Raw genomic sequence first — 22,974 nt, forward strand, 5'->3', positions numbered from 1 at the left:
CTTGTTTCATAGGGGATAGAGCCTGAATGTTGCCACATCTCATCTTCAACCGCTTTGTCACCTGTTAAGAACTGACTAATGTTAAAATTCTCAGTGAGAAATTTAGGATATTTTTATGTCAGTTGTAACTAACCCAATCAAGTTTGGTACAGATGGTTGGAGGGGTGTGATAGGTGAGGAGTTTACCTTTGAACGCTTGGCATTAGTCGCAACCGTAGCAGCCAAAGTTTTACATAATACTTACTTTTCTGAAGTAGGTAGCCGGACGATTATTGTCGGTTATGACCGCCGATTTATGGCGGAAGAGTTTGCCCGTGTGGTTGCCAATGCCGTCACCGCAGTGGGTTTTGATGTCCTGTTTAGCGAAACTTTCGCCCCAACTCCAGCTTACAGTTGGGCGGCTAAAGAACTCAAGGCGTTAGGGGCATTAGTTGTGACAGCTAGTCATAATCCTGGTGCATATTTAGGATTAAAAGTTAAAAGTGCTTTTGGTGGTTCAGTACCACCGGAAGTTACTCAAGAGATAGAGGCTTTATTATCAGAAAAAGTTGCCCCAGCAGCGATTCCAGGTAAGGAAAAAACCTTTGATCCTTGGCCGAGTTATTGTCAAGCATTAGCCGCTAAAGTTGATATTGACAAAATCAAAGAAGCGATCGCAACTGGGAAGTTAACAATATTTGTGGATGTCATGCACGGGGCAGCGGCTGGGGGATTAGCCCGATTATTAGGGGAACAAGTTAAGGAAATTAATAGCGATCGTGATCCTCTATTTGAAGGTGGTGCGCCTGAACCTTTACCAAAGTATCTTTCCCGACTATTTACAGTTATGAAAACCCATCGGCAAACCCATAAAACCGGTTTAACTGTGGGTTTGGTATTTGATGGAGATTGCGATCGCATTGCGGCAGTAGATCAAGATGCTAATTTCCTCAGTTCCCAAGTCTTAATTCCCATTTTAATTGACCATTTAACCCTACGGCGGAACTTTCAGGGCGAAATCGTTAAAACTGTCAGCGGTTCAGACTTAATGCCTCGTGTAGCCGCATTACATAACCTTTCTATCCATGAAACAGCAGTAGGTTATAAATACATTGCTGACCGAATGTTAGCGACGCAGGTATTACTAGGTGGTGAAGAATCTGGTGGCATTGGTTATGGTAGCCATATTCCCGAACGTGATGCTTTATTATCAGCACTTTATGTATTAGAAGCTGTGGTGGAATCGGGGTTGGATTTAGGTGAATATTATCGCTATTTACAACAACAAACTGGTTTTTTATCCAGCTATGATCGCATTGATTTACCTTTAGCAAATATGGAAGTTAGAGGGCGACTATTAAAACAGTTGCAATCCCAACCTTTGATGGAAATTACGGGTAAAGAAGTCATTGGTTGTCAAACAATTGATGGTTATAAATTCCGTTTGGCTGATCAAAGTTGGTTAATGATTAGATTTAGCGGAACTGAACCAGTTTTACGTCTTTATTGTGAAGCCGCAACTCTGGAAGAAGTTCATCAAACCCTAAATTGGGCAAAAAATTGGGCTGAATCCAATTAATTAATAACTTCAATTCCTAGTCGGTTTTAACCGACTTTAACTATGAGACGGGGAATTTATTCCCCGGATAAATGGCTATTTTGTAAGATGTTGTTTGGGTATTTTATCGGGTTTTGGTGATGGGTTGGGGACTTTATTGCGATTTATCTAGAAACGGGTTTTAATCAATTTCCTCTCTTAATTAGGGCTTGCTGAATAAAGCTAAAACCTGGATAAATTAAGAGATTCAGGGGATAGAAGATAGAAAATGTGCAAGAAAAAGGGTTAAAATGGGTAAAACCTCTTGCAGCAAAAAGCGTTAAAATGTATAGAAAAGAGAAACAACAAGAAACAACACCACAAAACTTTGAAATATCCAAGGAGTGCAAACTAGCGTCAGATAATCGTTGGGTAATCAAAGATATACTCTGCCAGATTTAATTGATTTTTTATGTGTGTTTTGTAGAATTCAGGTAATATTATCAATAGATAGTCCTTATTGAGAAAAGTGCTTCTATCTTTTTTTACCATAAATCGGTATAATCTTTATCTGATAAGCTTTTTAGACTATTTTGTCGCCCCCTCAACTACGCCACGCTTCGCTATCAGACAATTGAAATTTAATTAACTAACAGCAAAATCTGTATATTTGCGGACTGAAGGCAATTGAAAACCTAAAACAATATCTTCTTTCGGTACACCTAATTCAACCAATTCATTAGCAATTCCTACCTCTGTACCATCTTGCTGAATCCAGATTTTATCATCAATAATATCTATAGGAATCCGGTTTGATTGTTGTTCATTATACTGAGACTCAATCGTTGATTCGATGGGGTTTACGGTTTACAGCTTGTTCAAAAATCAAATAGTAGCCCTATAGATGTAAAACAGGTCCATAAATACGATTTTGATCACGCCAACCTACATAAATTAATTGATAATGGTTATTTTCAAGATCAAAAATTGTCTGTGCTTGAATGCGTTTATCCCAAACCATACTAGCGTGTTGTTTCAGTAAGTTCTGAATATATTGCCGATATTCTGCTAATTTTGCCATTCTGCTATTACCTCTTTTTCAATATTATAAACTACTAAATAAAGTTGATTTGTTTTAATAACTGATTGAATAAAAGGCAGTATAAAAAATTCATTGTAAACAGTAATAGGAACTGCTAAATATAATATCCGTAGCAGTTAGAATTATGAGAATATGTCATAAAGATTTATAAATGTTAACAATTCAAAAAACAAATATATAATTTGACGTATTTTTTATTGAAAAATTATCCTAAATAAAATCCCAAAATATCTACCAATAGGGTATTGTCAAAGGAGCTAAATTTTAGTTTGCTATTAATTTTGTTAGTCGTTATATTACTTACAATTAGTTTGCAAAAAACACATTAAAAAAACACCAATCTCATGCACATACCCGATGGATTTATTTCTGTGCCAGTTGCAGCCGCCACCAGTTTAGCCAGTGCAGCCGCCTTATTTGTAGCTTTTGAGCGATCGCAAACAGCCTTTGGCATTCGTCGCGCTCCCATTCTTGGCTTAACCACAGCCTTTATTTTCGCCGCCCAAATGATTAATTTTCCCGTAGCGGGAGGAACTAGCGGCCACTTATTAGGAGGGGCTTTAGCGGCCATTATTTTAGGTAGTCCTTGGGCGGGAATGCTATGTATTGCCACAGTTTTAATTATTCAAGCTGTGCTATTTGCTGATGGTGGTATCACCGCCTTGGGTGCAAATATTTTAAACATGGGAGTAATCGGCGTGTGGGTAGCGTGGGGATTAACCCAAACCTTACAACGACTATTGGGCGGTTCTCAACGGCGTTTACCCCTGGCAGCAGGCATAGCAGCCGGAGTGAGCGTAGTTGTCGCCGCTGTAGCTTGTGCCATTCAATTAGCCCTGTCTGGAACAGCACCAGCCAACATAGTTTTACCCACGATGGCAGGTGTACATATTTTGATTGGTATTGGAGAAGGATTAATTACCGGGGGTGTATTAACCTATTTAGCCACAGCCCGTCCAGATTTGTTACCAGGTGAAGAACACAAAGTTAGAGGCTGGTTAGTTCCCGTTGTCAGTATTTTATTAATTTCGGGTGTGTTGTCTCTATTTGCCTCTGCTTGGCCTGATGGTTTAGAAAAGGTGGCAGAAAACATGGGCTTTATCAACTTAGCTGAACAAGTCAGAGTGGTAGTACCAACACCTTTGGCTGATTATGAAATTAAAGGTTTAGGACAAATTGGGACAAGTATTGCTGGTTTAGTGGGTTCTACAGCTTGCTTTGCTGTGGCTTTTGGAATTGCCAAAGTGATAAAACCTAAGAATGCTTAAAATTTCCTTACCATTACGCTTGCAGTTATCCCTGATCATTGTGATTGGGGCAGCTTTTTTAAAACATCATACTTGGTCTAATTTACTAGTATATGGGGCGATCGCCCTTATTTGGGTTTGTATCTTACAAGTACCCATTCGCAAATTAGGCGGATTACTCGGTGCAGAATTAATTTTTCTATCATTGATGGCTTTACCATTGGGATGGGAACGAGCTAGTTTTTTGCTTGTGCGTTCCCTAATTTGTTTAATTACGATGAATAGTTTCTTATTAACCTTACCCCCCCACAGTTTGGGTATCGCCCTCAAAAGCTTACCAATACCTGCACCATTAAAGGAAAACCTGATCTTAGCCGCGCAATATTTAGAAATATTACTTTTAGAAGTAACGCGAATGCAGCGCAGCGCCCAATTACGAGGGCTAAAAGGTGCTGGAGGATGGTTACGCTATGCCAGTGCTTCGATGATTGGGGCGTTGTATCTCCGCACCTTAGACAGAGCCGAAAGAGTTTATGCTGCTATGGTAGCCCGTGGATATAACGGACAATTACCCATAGATTCCCCCCTCAAACCAAAAGAACGTTTTATCTTGTTAATAGCTGGGGTGACAGCTACTTGTTTAACCCTAAGTTCCTACCTTACTGTTATTTGAGTGGTGAATCTTGACATCATTAACTTCTAATCCCCAAATTTCCCTTTCGCAACCGCATACAAATGTCGTTGAAGTCCAAAATCTGGTATATGCCTATTCGCACCAGCAACCCGTACTACAAGAAATTTCTTTTAGCCTACAAACAGGCGATCGCGTCGCTTTAATGGGTGCTACAGGTTCAGGTAAAAGCACCTTGCTAGAAAACCTGATTGGTTTAAAACATCCCCAAAGCGGCAAAATCTGGATTAACGGCATCCCCATATTGCCAAACACTCTCCCGCAAATACGGCAACAAATTGGTTTTACGTTCCAAGATGCTAACGACCAATTATTTATGCCCACAATCCTCGAAGATGTTACTTTCGGACCTCTTAATTATGGTGTCTCATCTATAGCCGCTAAAGATAAAGCCCATCAACTATTAGCGGACTTTGGATTAGAGTCCTACGCCCATCGTTCCGCCCATGAACTTTCTGGAGGACAAAGACGTTTAGCCGCCTTAGCCGCAATTTTAGCCCTAGATCCTGCCATTCTCATCTTAGACGAACCTACCAACGGACTTGATCCAGCATGGCGACGACATTTAGCCCAAGTATTATTAAAATTGCCCGTACAAGTGATGTTAATAGCTTCCCATGATCTCAATTGGCTAGGAAGAGTCACCCAACGGGCTTTAGTCCTCTCTACTGGTAAAATTCAAATAGACAGTGACATTCAACCACTGTTGCAAGATGGCAAAACCTTAGATAAATTAGGGTTGCCAGTAGATTGGTAAACTGCTCAACACAGAAATTCCTAATTGCAAATTAATGATCATCTGGCTTACTATTTAGGGGATTTTATTGCTCTTGGGATGTTAATGTTGTTTTCCCGTTATCCAGTTATTGCTCCTGTTAGCCTGAGCATTGCTTTGTTAATTACTAGTTGCAGCGAGACTAAAACCTCCCAATGTCAGCGATTAGTTGCAGTTGTCAATCAGGGTACATCACTGATTGATATTAAAAAAGGTCAGCAAGCATCAACTAGCTTGCAATTATCCAAAGACTTGAAAAATGTCACCAAATCCATTCAGGAATTAAATTTAAAAGACCCCAAACTGCAAGAATTTGAAACCAGTTTTATCAAAATCTTTGATCATCTTAGTGAAGCCATAGCCAAGGCTTCTCAAGCTCTTGCAGATACTAAGAAAGCAGAAGCATCATCAGATGGTAGAGTAAAAGTTGAAAAAGCTAGAAGAGAAATTGATTCCGCACTGACAACCGCAGCTAAAACTGCTGGTAAAGAATCAGATGCTTTAGGCGTTCAATTAAATAAATATTGTAGCCAAGCAGAAGCAACTAAGAATTAAAAATTGAGAATTAAAAATTAAAAATTCAAGAGTTAGATTCTTCACTTTTCTTTTTTTAATTTTTAATCTTGGATTTTTTATTACTACCAACTAAGCTTTTTGTTAATGGGATTTTGTAAAATGTGGGATGATTAATTTCCACAATTATCACAATGTCCACAACGCCAATTAGTCGTTGTTTCAAACCCAAAAGCATTTAATAAAAACTGCCAACGACATTTTTTAGTAGTAAGATATTCACTCATTTGTTTAGCAGCTTGTAATTGTGTTTTTGCTGGTTTTCCTGACGGCAAAGACATAGAATAATGAAAAGGATCAAGCCATTCTAATTGTCCATTACTATGGAGAAGAGAAAGTGCCACAGCACTATTGGGAAATTCCTTAATTACAGTATTTATTTCTCCTTGGGGTGGTAATTGTTTCGCTAATTGTTGGGCTTTTTGTTGTTGCAATTTCATTTGTGCTGCAAAAAATTTCTGGCTTTGCTTATCCTCAGCATCTAAAAATCCCGTCGGTTCACTTACTAAAGTTAAAACATCAGCGGGTTTTCCATCTCTTCCAGCCCTGCCTATTTCTTGCACATATTCAGATAATAAATGTGGCGCATGAAAATGAACTACCCAGCGGACATCTGACTTGTTTATCCCCATGCCAAAAGCACGATTACACACCACAAAAAGGATTTTTCCACCTAACCAACTAGCTTCAATATTCCGGCGTTCTGTTGGACTTAATCCTGCATGATAACTAGCAGTATGAAAGCCATTTTCTGTTAACCATTCGGTTAAATTTTCACTATCTCTTCGAGTCCGTACATAAATTAAACCAACTTGATTTGGTCGTTTTTGAATAAACTTTAATAATTGTTGCTTTCTCCCTTTAGGAGTCCAAGCAATTCGGACAATAGGATTTAAATTTTCCCGATAGGGATTAATCCGAAAAATCTCAGGTTTGTCTAATTTTAAAACTGTAGAAATAATCTTTTGGGCTAAAGGATCAGCCGTGGCTGTAAAAGCTGCTATACTAATTTTTGTTCCCGGTGGTTTTGATTTTAGTAACGCTTCACGCACAGCCCCTAAACGCCGATAAGCTGGACGAAAACTATCACCCCACTGCACTAAACAATGGGCTTCATCCAGAATTAAACCATTAATTTGCAGTTGGGGATTACATAACTTTTTCCACACTGCTGGACTGAGTAAGGTTTCTGGTGATAAATATAATAATCTTAATTGCTGTTTTTCTAAAGCTTGCAAGGTTGCCTGGCGTTGAGATGGAGTTAATTCACTGTGTAAAAGTGCTGCTTTTTGTGACAGTTGACGTAATTCCTCAACTTGGTTTTCCATTAAAGCTACCAAAGGAGAAACTATTAAAGTTAATCCTGTTTGTAGTAGGGCAGGAAGTTGAAAACAAATTGACTTCCCCCCACCTGTGGGCATAATAATTAGTGAATCTTTTTGTGATATTAAACAGTTAACAATTTCTTTTTGAGGAGGACGAAAATCGTCATATCCCCAAATCGCTTTTAATGCTGCGCGAACATCTTGCCAAGATTGTGTTACTGGGAGATTCATTTTCTTATCACAAAAGCACAAAAAAGAATAAGTGGGAAAATAAGGAAAATATTTATCTTTACTCTTCCCACTGACAACTGACAACTGACAACTGTACGGGCGAAGCATTTGGAGAACTATTTTTGGCAATGACCGATAATTTATCTTCCAAATGCTTCGCCCCTACTGACTACTGACCAATTAGTTCTTGATCATTCCATTCCAAAGTATCACCAATGCTTTCTCCATTATGGTAAGCAGCCAGTAATACTTCGCAGGTTTTACCATAGGATATCGCACCAGTGGCATCAAGAGCGATCGCTCCAAAATCCCGATTATTCCTCTTAGCTTCCGTAAATGATCGCTGCATAGCCTCCTGTAGTGACATTCCATCAGTAACGCGCACCACAACTTTAGCGGCTAAACACTCATCAATAATATCTTCCCCAATGCCCGTACAACTAACTGCTGCATGACTAGTTGCATAATTACCCGCTGGCATCGCCGAATCACTGACTCGCCCAATGCGTTCAAAGCCTTTACCACCTGTGGAAGTACCAGCAGCTAATTTACCATAGCCATCTAAAGCCACAACACCAATAGTCCCCCTACCAGCACTTTCCGCCATTTCTGGTTCTGCTACTACCCCAGCCATGGTTCTTTTAAAGTTATCCTGACGTTCTAGAGTCCACTCTTTCAAGCGCAAATCAGTTAGAGCATTATAACTAGGCAGTTGCAACTCCCGCGCCAACTCAGCCGCACCGTAATCAGACAAAACCCGATCATCAGCATCTTGTAAAAACAGCGCCATTTCAATCGGATTCTTCACCCGTGACACATTAATCACACCACTAAAGCGCCCCGTTGTCCCATCCATAATAGAAGCACTCATGCGGATTTGTCCATCAGATTGCAGTACAGAACCAGTACCAGCATTAAACCGGGGTTCATCTTCCAACATCTGACAACCCCGAACTACAGCCTCAGTCGCACTTGCACCCGTCAGCAAAAGAGCATAGACTTCCGCAACAATCTGAGAAAGAGAATTGCGGACTGCGATTAATCCTCCCTTACCTTGGATAGAACTACCAGCACCACCATGAATAATTAATTTAGGTTGTATTTGTAATGTCATTTATTTTGTCATTTATTTTGTCAGTAGGGGCGAAGCATTTGGAAGATAAATTATCGGTCATTGCCAAAAATAGTTCTCCAAATGCTTCGCCCGTACAGTTGTTAGTTGTTAATTTTTTGCGTGAGAACGACGACGACGACAACGTTCTGAGCAATATTTCACTTCATCCCAGCAATCTTGCCATTTTTTCCGCCAAGCAAATGGACGTTGACAGACTACACAGATTTTTTCTGGTAAATCAGATTTAGAACGAACACGCCCCATCATAATCAATACAAAGTTAAAACCATTCTTGAAGATAAGCAATAGTAGTTTTAATTAGTGAATAAAGTCTATCATCTTCTCTCAAATTTTGGATAAGTTGCCCCAAAGATATAATTTGTTGTTTAGCATCTTTAATTTTTTTTGCTGCCAATTATAAGTTATAGTAATATATATGAAGATGCCTGGTATACATTCCTAATGGATTTTAGCTTTGGTATGTGTTAATAATTGATAGATGTTACCCTAAATTGGATATTTATAAAGCATTAGTTAGTCATGTTCTATTTACTCTGGTAAAAACCGAACCGGAGTGGTTGCACAAACAAACCATCGGTAGTCTAAATTGGCTGTCGAAAGCCAGTTATTATCCTTATACCAATTGGTTAAACAACCTCCTTCAGCAATATCTATGTCTAAATGATCCACGATTAGAACAAACCATACTAGGAATGAAATTTCCTAATCCTTTGGGTTTGGCGGCTGGATTTGACAAAGACGGCGTTGGCGCTAATATCTGGCATAATTTTGGTTTTGGTTTTGCTGAATTGGGTACTGTTACTTATCACCCCCAACCAGGAAATCCTCCTCCCCGTTTATTTCGTTTGCCTTTAGATCAAGCGGCACTTAACCGGATGGGTTTTAATAATGCTGGTGCTGTCGCAATGGCCGCAAGATTAACAGAGGCAAAACAACATTTAATTTACCCAATCCCAATACCGATAGGAATAAACTTAGGTAAGTCTAAGATAACATCCTTGGAACTAGCAGCGCAGGATTATCTAGAGAGTTTTCGATTACTGAAGGATTTGGGTGATTATTTTGTAGTTAATGTTTCCTCTCCCAATACACCGGGATTGCGATCGCTCCAGGATGCTACCATGCTCAGTCAAATCTTGGATATGCTACAGCAGGAAAACATTGCACAGAAACCGATATTTGTGAAGATAGCCCCCGATTTAGAATGGGAAGCAATATCTGACATTATTGCTCTGGTTAAAACCTACCGAATTGCTGGTTTAATCGCCACCAACACCACGATTAGCCGGGAAGGACTCAAAACCCAAATTATTGAAAAAACTGGTAAATCCCCCCAAGAGGAAGCGGGAGGAATTAGCGGAAAACCAGTGAGAGATCGCTCCACAGAAGTAATTCGCTTCATTTACCAACAAACCCAAGGGCAAATGCCTATCATTGGTGTAGGTGGTATATTTACCGCTGAAGATGCTTGGGAAAAAATCACAGCCGGTGCTTGTCTTATTCAAACTTATACAGGCTGGATCTATGAAGGACCAATGATGGTACGCCGGATCATGTCCGGTTTATTAACCAAGCTAGAAGAAAATGGACTAACATCCATCTGTCAAGCGATTGGGATTGGTCAGTAGGGGCGAAGCATTTGGAAGATAAATTATCGGTCATTGCCAAAAATAGTTATCCAAATGCTTCGCCCGTACAGTAGTTAGTTGTTAGTAGGGGCGAAGCATTTGGAAGATAAATTATCGGTCATTGCCAAAAATAGTTATCCAAATGCTTCGCCCGTACAGTTGTCAGTGGTAAAACTGCTCCCTGCCTCCTGCCTCCTATTCTTCGATGGGGAAAAACTCCTTAGACCTACGAGAATAGGACCAAGCAATACCATCAGGATCACGGCTACGACACCACTGGGCAAAATCTGGGTCATTGCGTCGCTTGTAAACCGTGCTGGAATAGACATTTAGCCGTTTAGCTAATTCAGATTGAATCAGTGAACCAAAAACTAACTGTTCTTCTAGAGGTTTTCTCACTTCCTCGTGGGTAGGAACAGATAAGGATTCAGATTGCGCTTCTCCCTCCGGGGAAATAGGTGGAGGTGGAGCTAAAAACGAACGGGCAATTTTAGTAACTGGTTGATCGGGAAGTTTTTCTACCAATTCACTACTATCAAGAATATCACCAAGAATACTGGCATTAATAAAGTAGTACGATTGATCCTCCTCATTTTCTGAATCTAGTACACTAGCACCAAATTCCTTAGCTTTGCCATCTAAATAGCGTTTTGCCGCCTCTGCCGAAAAATTACCCTTGATTGCCAAGTCCATGGGTGTAATTTTGCCATGATTTTCCTCAACCAATTCATAAAAGAGTGGGTTAACTTGGTTGCACCACTTTTCCCATCTAGATTGCTGCCAAAGGTTGAAAACCATTAATAGCGCTAAGATTACCAGTAAAACTTTCCAGGTATTAACCAGGAAAACAATCAAAAACGATATCGGCAAAATTAGAACGAGAAAACTTTTGCCTGGGCTTTCTATGGTTTTTTCACTCATACTGATTTTTGCCAAGTGAATTTTTACAAAATAATATCTCTATCTTGGCAAAAATTTGGCCATTTGTTTGTATCTTTCGGCAAAATTGTCGCTAATTATTCGGCAAAAGCTACTGATACAATAAAAAAGTAACCAATTATCTCAGTATATTTTTCAAGCCTTTGAGAAATTGGTGTGTAGTCAGATTAGGTTCACAAAGATTAAAATTAAGCGATGATATAGCGGTATGCACTGGAATGAGATTCTAATTTTCACCCCAGAGGCTTACACCGAAAGGATTGTACTCCTAATTGCTGACCGCTAAAAGCTACTATAATCATCAATCACCAATTGCCAAACAGTCAGTAACCCAGCCCTAAAGGGACTGGGCTTGCAAGAGTAATCAAGCAAGCCGTGCTGACCAGACCACCCTGAGCGTAGTCGAAGGGTAGCCGTTATTTGAGTCACGACACCCCGGAATGCGTAGCTAGTTCCCTGCTCTGTCATTTGCAATTAAACAGTTTTAAGGTCACTGAAACAGTGTTGCAAGTCTAACAAGCTCTTATAACGCAGTCGTTGCTAACATTACCCCAGAAATGGGAGTTGGTTTCCAGATTCCAATCAAAAATCTGGTTTCAATTTTAATATCCACAGCGGTTAAAACCGCACGTGTCGCTTCCCTCTCAGCCCTAAAGGGACTGAGTTTCCCACTTACCGCGATATCTTATGAAGATACCTGGATTTCCTGGTGACAGAGATAAAAAATCAACTTCAACCGGACGAAAATCCTATTTTTTGATTCCCCCATTAGCACTTTGGCATCCTTGGTGGCATCAATTTATGGATTGGATGGTAATATTTTTAACTGTCATGTTATGTTTACTAATGTTGCCAACTCGTCTCCCCGGAATGGAATTATTAGGCATTGGTCCTAATTGGCTACTCATTTGGGTAGTGGCTTGGAGTGTCAATCGCTCAGTATTTTCTGGTCTGCTGTCAGGGATCATTTTGGGGCTATTGCAAGACGCAATGACATCACCTGATCCAACTCATGCCTTGAGTTTGGGAATTGTGGGAATGTTAACAGCCCTGATGCAAAAACAGCGGTTTATTCAAGAAGACTTTATTTCCATTGCTTTAATTGTATTTGTGATGGCTGTAGTGGCAGACACTATTTTTGCTTTCCAGTTATCTTGGGCAGGAAATCGTCATGCAGCCAGTATTTGGACATATTACCAACGGGCTACCTTAGCTTCGGCAATTCTCAGTAGTTTGTGGGCGCCTGTGGTTTATTATCCTCTTAATCGCTGGTGGCAGCAGATGAAATTAATTCGTAATTCGTAAGTCAAATGGATAATTTTCCGGGAGTCTCTCCCAAATCTGCATCATTACCTCAAGATCCTCAACTTATAACACAGCCTGTAGTCCCAGAAATAGTAGGTGATGACTTTGACTCTCGCATGATGGGAAGGTGTGTGGAATTAGCCCGGACTGCCTTAGGACGCACTTCACCAAATCCCTTGGTGGGGGCGGTGATTGTCCAAAATGGGGAGATTGTGGGAGAAGGATTTCATCCTTGTGCTGGTGAACCTCACGCCGAAGTTTTTGCCCTGAGAGCAGCGGGAGAACGGGCGCGAGGAAGCACTATTTATGTGAGTCTTGAACCTTGTAACCACTATGGACGTACTCCTCCCTGTTCCCAAGGGTTGATTAATGCGGGTGTGTCTAAGGTGGTAGTAGGGATGGTTGATCCTAATCCCTTGGTAGCAGGTGCTGGAATTGCGCGGTTACGGGCTGCTGGGATAGAAGTGATAGTTGGAGTAGAGGAGGCGGCTTGTCGGCGATTAAATGAAGGTTTTATTCATCGTATTCTCTATCAACGACCTTTAGGAATTTTGAAATATGCTATGACTTTAGATGGTAAAATCGCCACTACTGCAGGTCATAGTGCTTGGGTAACAAATCAAGATGCTCGCACTGAGGTTTATCAACTGCGAGCGGCTTGTGATGCGGTGATTGTTGGTGGGAATACGGTTAGAAAAGATAACCCTTATTTGACTAGCCATCAAGTTGAGGCTCATAATCCCCTGCGAGTGGTGATGAGTCGTAGTCTAAATTTACCAGAACAAGCTCGGCTATGGGATACTCAGGAAGCTCCAACTTTGGTTGTAACGGCAGTTGGTAGTTCACAGGCTTTTCAAAAAATGCTGCGCGACAAAGGGGTGGAAGTGGTGGAATTTAGCTCACTCACCCCAGAAGCAGTCATGAGTCATTTATATGAGCGCGGGTTTTGTAGCGTGCTATGGGAATGTGGTGGTATTTTAGCAGCTAGTGCGATCGCTCAAGGCGCTGTCCAAAAAATTATGGCATTTATCGCCCCCAAAATTATTGGTGGAGATCATGCTCCTACACCTGTGGGAGAATTAGGTTTGACCAATATGACTGAAGCGTTACTTTTAGAGCGTGTCAGTTGGCGTGTTGTTGGTAATGATTGCTTGGTGGAAGGTTATTTACCACCCAAAATAAAATAAATAGCACAGATACTCAGCTATGATTCTTGGCGTTCATAAGCTAAATCACGAATCAGAGTTAGCCGAGATTGAATGTAATCACAGAGAAAATCAATTTCATGGGCATCTAAAAAGGCTTGATTCGTGATTTGTTTAACTAACCACTGTACCAAACTAGTATCATCAAGCTGCAAAAGCGTTACTGTGTGAGTGGCTTCAACGATAGACCAAAACTGACGCATGATTGTTGGACTCATTCGGCCTCTATTTAATCATTAATTTAGTTATTTTCAGATTATACAGTTCTGATATTAATTAACTGCCTAAATCTACAACTAGATATAACTATTATTAAAAATTTAATAAATGGGCAAATATTTTGCTGAAAATGAAGAAATGTCAAGTTATATGAATTAACTTAATTTTACTTAACTAAGATCACAATTGGTAATTGGTAAAAGTTTTTTTTGTTGTCTTTTACTCTTTTCACAAAAAGAAGGGAACAGGGAACAGGGAACAGGGAACAGGGAAAAATCAGAGTTTGAGCGGTTTTGGCTGGGAGATTAAAGTTTATTAACTTCCAATTTCAGATTTTTTGTATTAAAGTAAATGTAACCAGGTTATCTATATTTTTACAAGATGACAAAGTAATGGTTCAACCTGATAACATAAGGAATGCAGTTGCGGAAAACCCCCCAACGTTTCATTCTATTGATCTAAATAGTATAAATCAATATTGCCAAAACAATCCTGTTGGCAAAATTTTACCTGATGCGTTTTACATTCATATTTTAGCCTTACATACTCTTGACCCTTGGCTTCAGGAATATGAAAACCGCGCCCGTACTTGTACTGAGCGAACTTGTACTGAGCGTAGTCGAAGTAGTCGAACTAGTGCCTTACTTAAAGTTCAGTCTGCAACTTTAGTTAAATTTAGCACGAATAAACCCAAGATTTCCTATCTATTTTATCCTGATTTTGATACTGATCCTCATCCGGCTTTACAAGCTAGTATTCAGGTTGACGTAGAAACTCTAGAAGTTGGTTATCGGGATTACAGCGATTCGGAAAATCCCCCCATTCTGCACCGCAAAGAAACTTTTGTAACTCCAGAATATCCCCTCTATCAAGAGTTTGCAGCTTTAACTCGCGCTCAAGTCGCTTTAGGTTTACTTAATCATACTAGGGGAATTGGTACTAAGTTGGGTTGGGAACAACGGCTACAAGTTTTTGGGGTGGAGGTACAAGGACATAGCTTGATTAAACGCGAAAGCAGTTCTACAATTACAAATATAGTTCCCAAAATAGAACGCCACAAAGCCGCTATTATTCGTCCTGATTTATCCCGTCCTGTGCGTTTAGCCTTGGAATCGAGCTTATTTAGTCCAGAAACTACCTTTTTTGATTATGGTTGTGGACATGGTGGAGACGTTACCCGCATTGCTGAACAGGGTTATACAAGTTATGGCTGGGACCCTTATTATTCTGCACATACACCGAGAATCGCTGCGGATATTGTGAATATTGGTTTTGTGATTAATGTCATTGAGCATCAAAGCGAGCGCCGGGAAGCTTTAATTCAAGCTTGGGAACTGACTCAAAAGGTGCTGTTAGTAGCCGCCCAAGTGTTGATATCTGATATTAAGCGGGGTGTAATTGCTTATGGCGATGGCATTATCACGAATCGTAACACATTTCAGAAATATTATGAACAAGAAGAATTAAAAATTTACATTGACCAAGTATTAGGAGTTGACGCAATTCCTGTGGCTTTGGGGGTTTATTTTGTGTTTCGAGATGATGCTGAAGCGGAGTTATTTCGCGCTTCTCGGTTTCGTTCCCGGGCGACTACTCCCAGAATCCGTCTTTGTGTAAAACAGTTTGAGGAACATCAGGAATTATTAACGCCTTTGATGAATTTTCTGACGGAACGGGGAAGAATGCCTATTAAGGGAGAATTACCTCAAGCAGCGGAAATTGCTGAGGAATTTGGGAGTTTACGCCGGGCTTTTAATGTCATTATACAGGCAACTGACACAGAAGAATGGCAAGCGATCGCTGACAAACGCCGTCAAGATTTGATGGTTTATTTAGCGCTGTGCAATTTTAGCCGTCGTCCCCGATTAGGACAATTATCCCCAGCAGTCCAAGAGGACATAATTGGTTTATATAGTAGTTATAAACAAGCTTGTTTAGATGCTGACCAAATGTTACGCAGCTTGGGAAATACAGAACTCATTATTAAACGCTGTCAAGAAAGCAAGGTTGGTAAAAAATTACCTAATTCCCTTTGGGTGCATATTTCCGCACTACAAGCAGTTGACCCTTTATTACGCCTGTATGAAGGTTGCGCTAGTCGGACTCTGGGAAGATTAGAAGAAGCAAATGTGATTAAATTCCATCTGAAAACACCGAAGATTTCTTATTTATTTTATCCTGATTTTGATATTAATCCTCATCCCATTTTATCAAAAGTGATGACAATTGATTTGCGAGATTTGCACGTTACTTATCAGGATTATGATTTAGAAGATGATCCACCAATCTTACACCAAATAGATGCTTTAGTTACTTCTGATTATCCCCAATATGAGAAATTTGCTAAGTTAACTCGTCAAGAAGAAGATAGAGGACTTTTAGATAATTGGCACAGTATTAGTCATGTTTCTGGCTGGAAAAAATGTTTAAAGGAAAATTGTACTGTTATTGATGGTTATAGGTTATTTTGGGCTAAAGATGCAGATGCTTATAAGTTGAAAGCACTTAAAGCAGCTTTGAGAACTAGACAAAGAAGAAAGAATATTTCTAACGAGTCACAGAGACACGGAGAGGAGGAATAGAGAGATTTTTTTAAGTTTGTTTTGCTAGTTTTATCCAGTTTTCGATTCCTTTTTTTGTGGGGATTCCTGAGTTATTAAATGTCCAAATATCTCGTTTATGTTGTTGTCCATAACTAATGTGAATTGGTTGGTGGGGACTGTAAAAATACAGGGAATCAAAGGGTAGTTTTGTTTGTAATATCCATTCTACTAGTTCTGTGCTGGGTAAGTCTGTAATTAGAAAATCACAAGCTGCACCTAATCTTTTACAGTAGTATGTACCATTTTTGTTGATTTCATGGCTAATATGTTGGTCGAGATTGGGGGCTACACGTCCATTTTTTTGACCTGTAACTGGGTCTTTTTTCTCAAGATACTTTTTTAGGTCTGGAGAACAAAAACCGTAGGTAAGTTGAAATTTTTCTCTACTAAAATAATCTATAATTGGGTCAATGATAAATTTATTTAAATCCTGTAATGCGGGAATTACTTCTGGTAGATTTTGTGGATATGGGTTGATATTTTCGGCATATTTATGATAAGTTTGAGTGCAGGTACAAAATTCTTCTAAGGTTAGATATTTTCCTAATTTTAAATTGTGAGTATTCATAAATACTGGATAGCAATGAGTCCGGTGATTTTATTGTAGCATTTGCTAAAGTTCTGGTTCATTAATTGCCCAGAAGTTAGAAAATGTGAATAAATTTATGTTTAGTTTAAATAAACAACAGGATTAATCAAGATTTAATTATATTTTAAATTTTGTCCGACTACTTACCAAGGTCTAGAAAAGTATGAATGTTCAAGAACTTTTAGCTAGATACGCGACAGGAGAAAGAAGCTTTACCTGTATTGCTTTACCAGGAGCAAATTTGCAAGGAGTCAATTTGGGTGGGGTGGACTTCGGTAGAGCAGATTTAAGAGGAGCAAACCTGACAGCAGCTTCTTTGAGTGGAGCTAATTTGAGTAAAGCGAATCTTCAAGGAGCAACATTAGCAAGAGCGCATTTATCCGAAGTTATTCTCTGTGGTGCTGATTTAACTCAAGCTACATTAACAACTGCTCATTTAAATGAATCAGATCTCAGTGGTGCATTGTTAAGTGGTGCTAACTTGTGTGATGCTAATTTACACATGGCATCAATTTCCGCCGCAAACTTACAGGGTGCAAATCTCAGTGGTGCAAAAATGGGAGGTGTGAGAATGTGGAAAGCAGATTTACAAGGTGCGGACTTGAGTGGTGCTGATTTAAGCGAGGCTAATTTGTGCGAAGTAAATTTAACTGGAGCTAATTTAGATGATACAGATATGAGTGAAACTTTCTTAACTGGGGCGATTATGCCTGATGGTAGCATTCATAGTTGATGTTTGGCATTACTGATGCAATCCATTCTTGGAATCACCAAGTCCAGAAAAACAAAATAAATCTATCATTGGTATGATTTATAATATACTAGACTTTGTTATGCACTGAAAAAATTAATGTATACCAGTGAATTAGCTAAGTATTCTGCCAGGGCAGATATTGGACAAACAAGCCGTATTCTCGTAGTCGAAGACGAAGAACTAATTCGGGAAATGTTAGTTGTGGCCTTGGAAGGGGAAGGCTATGAAGTAATTACCGCTAGTGATGGCCGAGCAGCGATAGAATATCTGAAAAGTTGTGAAGATAATTCTGAAGAACTGCCTTTAGACTTGGTGCTATTAGATTTGATGTTACCGCAAATTAATGGCCTAGACATTTGCCGTTTTTTACGTCATCAAGGCAACTCAGTGCCAATTTTAATGTTGAGTGCTAAAGGTAGTGAAACTGACCGAGTCCTAGGCTTAGAAGTGGGTGCTGATGACTATTTGACAAAACCATTTAGTATGCGAGAATTGGTGGCGCGGTGTCGGGCGTTACTTCGTCGTCAACGTTTAAGTGCATTGCCACAAGTTCCGGTTCTGAAGCACAAAGATATAACTTTAAATGCTCAAGAGTGTCGGGTTATAGTCCGTGGAGAAGAGATAAGTTTGTCTCCCAAGGAGTTCCGACTCTTAGAATTATTTATGAGTTATACCCGTCGGGTATGGTCACGAGAGCAATTATTAGATCAGGTATGGGGTCCAGATTTTGTAGGGGATAGCAAAACTGTGGATGTTCATATCCGCTGGTTACGGGAAAAGTTGGAGGAAGATCCTAGTCATCCAGAATATATTGTAACTGTGCGGGGTTTTGGTTACAGATTTGGGTGATTGGTGAAAATAGTTGTTAATTTTGAGTAATAACACACGAACTAACGACTTCCATGTTTTTTCTGGGATTTTCGCTGGGTTTAGCTGTCGGCCTGGGTTTTTGGGTTTGGCAACAGGTTCATTTGCACCGATATTTAGAACAATTACTACAATCGCCAAGTTCTAATTCCCATAAAATTACTAATATTAAACTGCTGCTAAGACCTCGCTTACGGCAGGAAATCTCTATTGTGAATAGGCAGCAACAAAATTTGCAGCAATCATTGTCCATGTATAAGGAATTACTGGATTTTGCTCCGCTGGGATATTTGCAGGTAGACGAGGAAAATCAATTGTTGTGGTGCAATCAACAAGCGCGGGAAATCTTATATCTTCAAAGATGGCAACCTGGACAGGTGCGTTTGCTGCTAGAGTTGGTGAGGTCTTATGAATTAGATCAGTTAATTGAACAAACTCGTGATTGGCAAAAACCCCAGGTGCAGGAATGGGTTTTTCATCCCGCTTGTGAAGATGCTAAGATGATGACAGAATTAAAGCCCATGTTTCTGCGGGCTTCTAGCTTGCCATTACCAACGGGACAGGTGGGAGTATTTTTGGAAAATTGCCAATCTGTGCTAGATATGAAGCAAGAACGCGATCGCTCTTTTTCCGATTTAGCCCATGAACTCCGCACCCCGTTGACGGCAATTCGTCTCGTGGTGGAAACTCTGCAAACCCGTTTAGAACCACCTTTAGACCGTTGGGTTAATAGGCTGATGCAAGAAGTTGACCGACTGATTAATTTAGTCCAAAGTTGGTTGGAGTTGACGCAAATGCAAAACAATCCCACCATGCAGTTAAATTTGGAAATGGTGGAAATGCGATCGCTCATCATCTCCGCATGGGAAACCCTAGAACCAATTGCCCAGAGTCATTCTCTCAGTATTAACTATTCTGGACTAGACAGCATCTGCATTCAGGCAGATAAATCTCGACTTTATCAAGTATTCGTCAATTTGCTAGATAATAGCATCAAATATAGTCCAGCCACCACAACTATTGACATTGAGACTAAAATAATTTCTACTGATAACGGTCAAATGTTGGAAATAAATATTATTGATTTCGGTGTTGGCTTTGCTGTTGACGACTTACCTCATGTATTTGAAAGGTTTTATCGCGGAGATAAAGCCCGGTATCGTTCACCAGTCAATGAAGTAAATTCGACAACGGGAATTGCTGGTAGCGGTTTAGGTTTAGCCATTGTCCAGCAAATAGTCATGGCTCACGGTGGTGTAATTAAAGCCATGAACCATCCAGAAACAGGTGGTGCTTGGATACAAATTCAATTTTCTCAAGTTATGACAAATTTACCTAGTACAGTACAGCGCAAGTAAGATAACCATTAAAAATCCCTAAAAAGCTTATACAATCTGCTTTTTTAATTTTTAATTGTTAATTTTTAATTCCGCCCTGCGGTACTAGTCAAGACTATAGTTAAGAAAATATACACACTTTTAATATAACCACTGTGAAAACTGTATTTGATCCTCCCAATCACGAAATACTACCAATAAAACGCTCCATTAGGCGTTTAGAACGGGATTTATTACGTATGGGGGCTTTAGTAGAACAATCATTTCGGCTGAGTCACCAAGCCCTATTTGCCGGGGACTTAATCGCAGCGGAACAAATACCCCGGTTAGATAAAAAAATTGATCGCTTTTATCGGCAAATAGAATCAGACTGCACAACTATTATCATTCGTCAAGTACCCACAGAAAGAGATTTGCGCTGTATAAGTGCTTTTATGCAATTGGTGCGTGACTTAGAACGAATTGGGGATTATGCCGAAGAGTTAGGGGAAATTGCCATTAAACTCTTCCCTTATCCTCAACATAGTTCCTTACCAGAAATTGCAATTATGTCCCAGCACGCCCAAGCAATGTTAGCAACTTGTTTAGTCGCATTGGCAGACCTAGACGAAACCAGTGGACAAAGAATGAAGCAGTTAGATGATGCTGTAGATAATGCTTATGAGCATCTTTATCAAACCTTTGCCCAACAGGAAAATATTTCTGGCGTAATTGAGCCAATTCTCTTGTTAACTTTAGCAATTCGTTGTTTAGAACGCATGGCAGATCACGCAACTAATATTGCTCAACGAGTTACATATATTGTTACAGGTCAGCGATCGTAAATTGGATATTGATCCCCATCAATACATACCATAGACAGGGTATAATCTCAAATTTATCAAATAATAAATAAATCATAACCTTGTATAAAAATTTTGATATTTAGTTGTTTTAATTGCCATTAATGATGTAGAATCACTATAGAACATTTATGTATAAGTTCCCTTGGGACTTTACCATAGACTGGATTCACTATAGGTGTGAGAGAGATTGAAATTTATGAAAAAAGCTTTTTGGAATATCCTCAAGGTTAGTCCTGTCCTAGCTTTGACCTTACTAACTGGTAACAGTGCATTTGCTGGTGAAGCTAAGGAACAAGTAACAAGTGTTGCTGAATTGTCCCAAGAGTCCAACAGCTTGGGTCAAATAACATCCGTTTCTCAGTTTTCCGACGTACAACCCACAGATTGGGCGTTTCAAGCTTTACAATCTTTATTTGAACGTTATAGCTGTGGAGTTAGTGGTTATACTAATGGTACTTTCCGTGGTAATCGCGCCTTGAGTCGTTATGAATTTGCGGCTGGTTTAAATTCCTGCTTAGACCGCGTTAATGAACTCATTGCTACCGCAACCGCTGACATGGTGAGCAAGCAAGATTTAGCTACCTTGCAACGTTTGCAAGAAGAATATTCCACTGAACTAGCAACTATTCGCGGTCAAGTAGATGCTTTAGAAGCTCGTACTGGCGAATTAGAAGCTAATCAGTTCTCCACCACCACAAAACTATCTGGTGAAGCGATTTTCAGCGTATCCCAAGCTTTTGGGGATAAGGTAGCAGACACTGACACAAATCCCGATAATAACCCTGACCTAAACAGCACTGCAACCTTCTCTAATCGAGTGCGGTTGAGTTTGAACAGTAGTTTCACTGGTACAGACCAATTGCAAACTCGTTTGCAAGGGATAAATATCATACCCAACAGTGCCGTTACGGGTACTAACATGACCCGCTTAGGTTATGATGGTAGTGCAACTGGTAATAATAGCAATAACACCGTAACTATTGACAAACTCAACTACGCTTTCAATTTAAAAAACAATATTCGTGTCAGGATTGACGCTATTGGTGGTGAGTTGAACGAAAATGTCAATGTTTTCAACCCTGACTTTAGAAGCAGTGGTACAGGTGCTTTATCTCGCTACGGACGTTTCAGCCCCATTTATCGTCAAGCAGCTGACGGTGCTGGTATCACTGTTAACGTCAATCCTAATGGTAAATTGGCCTTGAGCGCAGCTTATTTTGCCACAGGTAGAAACAATGCAGCAGATCCTAGCGCACGGAGAGGACTATTCGATGGTAGTAATACACTGTTTAGTCAATTGGCTATTAAACCCAACCAAGCTATCAACATTGGACTGACCTATGCTCATACTTATCAAGGTAGCGACAATCGTTCATTATTCGGAGATACTGGCAGTGCCTTCGCTAATAATGCTGGTAATGCTGGTAGTGAATCTAACAACTACGGTATACAAGGTACCTTGCAACCCACAAAGAATATCACCCTGGGCGGTTGGGCAGGTTATACAACAGCTAGTACCTTAGCAGGCACTCCACAAAGTGCTGAAGTTTGGTACTGGGCTACTACTTTGGGTATCAAAGACTTCGGTAAAGAAGGTAATACTTTGGGTTTAATCTTCGGTCGCTCACCTAAAGTCACTGGTTATAAACAAAGTGGACAATCTGTTATCAATGCACTAAAAGATACAGGTAGAGAATCAGGCACTTCTTATCATATAGAAGGTCTTTACAAGGTGAAGCTTTCTGATAATATCCTTGTTACTCCAGGTGTAATAGTCATCTTGAATCCTGAGCATAACGACAAGAATAGCACCGAGTACGTTGGTACTTTACGGACTACCTTCACTTTCTAGAATCAACTGAGATTAATAGTTTAGTATGAGTAGGGGTTTAGCAGTGCTAAACCCCTAGATTTATTTGTGAAATATCTCTCGTTCCCATACTCTGTATGGGAATGAATTCTATAAGGCTCTGCCTTTAATAATACAATTAGGCAGAGCCTACATCATGGCATTCCCAGTCAGAGACTGGGAACGAGATAACCTCTTAGCTTTACGCAAAATATAATTCATATTAAATTAAGAATAAA

The 22,974-nt window shown here is 39.8% G+C and carries 23 protein-coding genes and 1 pseudogene; 15 read left to right on the forward strand and 9 right to left on the reverse strand.

What is annotated here, in order from left to right; translation table 11 throughout:
- Window positions 1-115 precede the first annotated feature (115 nt).
- Window positions 116-1,558 carry a phosphoglucomutase/phosphomannomutase family protein gene (locus tag HGD76_RS20660; protein ID WP_168696883.1) on the forward strand — a complete coding sequence of 481 codons (1,443 nt, stop codon included), beginning with the start codon at window positions 116-118 and terminating at the stop codon, window positions 1,556-1,558.
- A gap of 249 nt (window positions 1,559-1,807) precedes the next feature.
- Entirely contained in the window at window positions 1,808-1,978 is a 171-nt protein-coding gene (locus HGD76_RS20665) for a hypothetical protein (RefSeq protein WP_168696884.1), read from the forward strand.
- Between the two features lie 183 nt (window positions 1,979-2,161).
- Here the strand turns inward: HGD76_RS20665 and HGD76_RS26315 are convergent.
- Together HGD76_RS26315 and HGD76_RS26320 are read right to left on the reverse strand one after the other, a co-directional pair.
- A pseudogene (locus HGD76_RS26315) lies at window positions 2,162-2,597 on the reverse strand (XisI protein).
- Window positions 2,585-2,734 (reverse strand): element excision factor XisH family protein, encoded by a 150-nt coding sequence (locus HGD76_RS26320; RefSeq protein ID WP_168697517.1) that lies wholly within the window; start codon window positions 2,732-2,734, stop codon window positions 2,585-2,587. The pseudogene HGD76_RS26315 and the gene HGD76_RS26320 overlap by 13 nt, the downstream one beginning before the upstream one ends.
- Window positions 2,735-2,962: 228 nt before the next feature.
- Here HGD76_RS26320 and HGD76_RS20685 point away from each other — a divergent pair, with 228 nt between their 5' ends.
- The 4 genes from HGD76_RS20685 to HGD76_RS20700 all read left to right on the forward strand — a co-directional run bounded on the left by HGD76_RS20685 (window position 2,963) and on the right by HGD76_RS20700 (window position 5,886).
- Window positions 2,963-3,886, forward strand: a complete 924-nt coding sequence (locus tag HGD76_RS20685; RefSeq protein WP_168696886.1) for an energy-coupling factor ABC transporter permease — start codon at window positions 2,963-2,965, stop codon at window positions 3,884-3,886.
- Window positions 3,879-4,538: an energy-coupling factor transporter transmembrane component T family protein gene (locus HGD76_RS20690; protein WP_168696887.1), complete on the forward strand. Its 660-nt coding sequence runs from the start codon at window positions 3,879-3,881 to the stop codon at window positions 4,536-4,538. The genes HGD76_RS20685 and HGD76_RS20690 overlap by 8 nt, the downstream gene beginning before the upstream one ends.
- A gap of 10 nt (window positions 4,539-4,548) precedes the next feature.
- Window positions 4,549-5,313 carry an energy-coupling factor ABC transporter ATP-binding protein gene (locus HGD76_RS20695; protein ID WP_168633264.1) on the forward strand — a complete coding sequence of 255 codons (765 nt, stop codon included), beginning with the start codon at window positions 4,549-4,551 and terminating at the stop codon, window positions 5,311-5,313.
- A 78-nt stretch (window positions 5,314-5,391) separates the two neighbouring features.
- A complete protein-coding gene (locus tag HGD76_RS20700; protein WP_168697518.1) occupies window positions 5,392-5,886 on the forward strand; it encodes a hypothetical protein in 495 nt (164 codons plus the stop codon).
- A gap of 131 nt (window positions 5,887-6,017) precedes the next feature.
- On the opposite strand, the gene HGD76_RS20705 is transcribed toward HGD76_RS20700, so the two are convergent.
- The 4 genes from HGD76_RS20705 to HGD76_RS26005 form a co-directional block, all read right to left on the reverse strand.
- A complete protein-coding gene (locus tag HGD76_RS20705) occupies window positions 6,018-7,460 on the reverse strand; it encodes a RecQ family ATP-dependent DNA helicase (RefSeq protein ID WP_168697519.1) in 1,443 nt (480 codons plus the stop codon).
- Between the two features lie 169 nt (window positions 7,461-7,629).
- Window positions 7,630-8,574, reverse strand: coding sequence for an isoaspartyl peptidase/L-asparaginase (locus HGD76_RS20710; protein WP_168696888.1), 945 nt, complete (start codon window positions 8,572-8,574; stop codon window positions 7,630-7,632).
- Between the two features lie 108 nt (window positions 8,575-8,682).
- Entirely contained in the window at window positions 8,683-8,838 is a 156-nt protein-coding gene (locus HGD76_RS20715; protein WP_015080582.1) for a DUF2256 domain-containing protein, read from the reverse strand.
- 16 nt (window positions 8,839-8,854) lie between these two features.
- Window positions 8,855-8,989, reverse strand: coding sequence for a hypothetical protein (locus tag HGD76_RS26005; protein WP_267904281.1), 135 nt, complete (start codon window positions 8,987-8,989; stop codon window positions 8,855-8,857).
- Window positions 8,990-9,086: 97 nt separating this feature from the next.
- Between HGD76_RS26005 and HGD76_RS20720 the strand changes: the two genes are divergently transcribed.
- Window positions 9,087-10,223 carry a quinone-dependent dihydroorotate dehydrogenase gene (locus tag HGD76_RS20720; RefSeq protein ID WP_168696889.1) on the forward strand — a complete coding sequence of 379 codons (1,137 nt, stop codon included), beginning with the start codon at window positions 9,087-9,089 and terminating at the stop codon, window positions 10,221-10,223.
- 195 nt (window positions 10,224-10,418) lie between these two features.
- Here the strand turns inward: HGD76_RS20720 and HGD76_RS20725 are convergent, their stop codons facing one another.
- Complete coding sequence (locus HGD76_RS20725; protein WP_148766339.1) at window positions 10,419-11,144, reverse strand: hypothetical protein; 726 nt, start codon at window positions 11,142-11,144, stop codon at window positions 10,419-10,421.
- Between the two features lie 705 nt (window positions 11,145-11,849).
- Here HGD76_RS20725 and mreD point away from each other — a divergent pair.
- Window positions 11,850-12,467 (forward strand): rod shape-determining protein MreD, encoded by a 618-nt coding sequence (gene mreD, locus HGD76_RS20730; protein WP_168696890.1) that lies wholly within the window; start codon window positions 11,850-11,852, stop codon window positions 12,465-12,467.
- 5 nt (window positions 12,468-12,472) lie between these two features.
- Window positions 12,473-13,654 carry a bifunctional diaminohydroxyphosphoribosylaminopyrimidine deaminase/5-amino-6-(5-phosphoribosylamino)uracil reductase RibD gene (gene ribD / locus HGD76_RS20735; protein WP_168696891.1) on the forward strand — a complete coding sequence of 394 codons (1,182 nt, stop codon included), beginning with the start codon at window positions 12,473-12,475 and terminating at the stop codon, window positions 13,652-13,654.
- A gap of 17 nt (window positions 13,655-13,671) precedes the next feature.
- Here ribD and HGD76_RS20740 read toward each other — a convergent pair whose 3' ends face one another.
- Entirely contained in the window at window positions 13,672-13,890 is a 219-nt protein-coding gene (locus HGD76_RS20740) for a hypothetical protein (protein ID WP_015080587.1), read from the reverse strand.
- A 393-nt stretch (window positions 13,891-14,283) separates the two neighbouring features.
- On the opposite strand from HGD76_RS20740, the gene HGD76_RS20745 reads away from it, so the two are divergent.
- Window positions 14,284-16,473, forward strand: coding sequence for a DNA phosphorothioation-associated putative methyltransferase (locus HGD76_RS20745; RefSeq protein WP_233466946.1), 2,190 nt, complete (start codon window positions 14,284-14,286; stop codon window positions 16,471-16,473).
- A gap of 10 nt (window positions 16,474-16,483) precedes the next feature.
- On the opposite strand, the gene HGD76_RS20750 is transcribed toward HGD76_RS20745, so the two are convergent.
- The gene (locus HGD76_RS20750) at window positions 16,484-17,062 is read right to left on the reverse strand and encodes a hypothetical protein (RefSeq protein ID WP_168696893.1); all 579 of its coding nucleotides are present in this window, start codon (window positions 17,060-17,062) and stop codon (window positions 16,484-16,486) included.
- A gap of 184 nt (window positions 17,063-17,246) precedes the next feature.
- Here HGD76_RS20750 and HGD76_RS20755 point away from each other — a divergent pair, with 184 nt between their 5' ends.
- The 5 genes from HGD76_RS20755 (at window position 17,247) to HGD76_RS20775 (ending at window position 22,738) form a co-directional block, all read left to right on the forward strand.
- Window positions 17,247-17,816, forward strand: coding sequence for a pentapeptide repeat-containing protein (locus tag HGD76_RS20755; RefSeq protein WP_148766329.1), 570 nt, complete (start codon window positions 17,247-17,249; stop codon window positions 17,814-17,816).
- A gap of 117 nt (window positions 17,817-17,933) precedes the next feature.
- Window positions 17,934-18,686: a winged helix-turn-helix domain-containing protein gene (locus HGD76_RS20760; RefSeq protein ID WP_015080591.1), complete on the forward strand. Its 753-nt coding sequence runs from the start codon at window positions 17,934-17,936 to the stop codon at window positions 18,684-18,686.
- 53 nt (window positions 18,687-18,739) lie between these two features.
- Window positions 18,740-20,062: a sensor histidine kinase gene (locus HGD76_RS20765; protein ID WP_168696894.1), complete on the forward strand. Its 1,323-nt coding sequence runs from the start codon at window positions 18,740-18,742 to the stop codon at window positions 20,060-20,062.
- A 134-nt stretch (window positions 20,063-20,196) separates the two neighbouring features.
- Window positions 20,197-20,865: a phosphate signaling complex protein PhoU gene (gene phoU, locus HGD76_RS20770; protein ID WP_168696895.1), complete on the forward strand. Its 669-nt coding sequence runs from the start codon at window positions 20,197-20,199 to the stop codon at window positions 20,863-20,865.
- A 217-nt stretch (window positions 20,866-21,082) separates the two neighbouring features.
- A complete protein-coding gene (locus HGD76_RS20775; protein WP_168696896.1) occupies window positions 21,083-22,738 on the forward strand; it encodes an iron uptake porin in 1,656 nt (551 codons plus the stop codon).
- Window positions 22,739-22,974 lie beyond the last annotated feature (236 nt).

This window comes from Dolichospermum flos-aquae CCAP 1403/13F (assembly GCF_012516395.1).
In the GTDB taxonomy this organism is placed as follows: Bacteria; Cyanobacteriota; Cyanobacteriia; order Cyanobacteriales; family Nostocaceae; genus Dolichospermum; species Dolichospermum lemmermannii.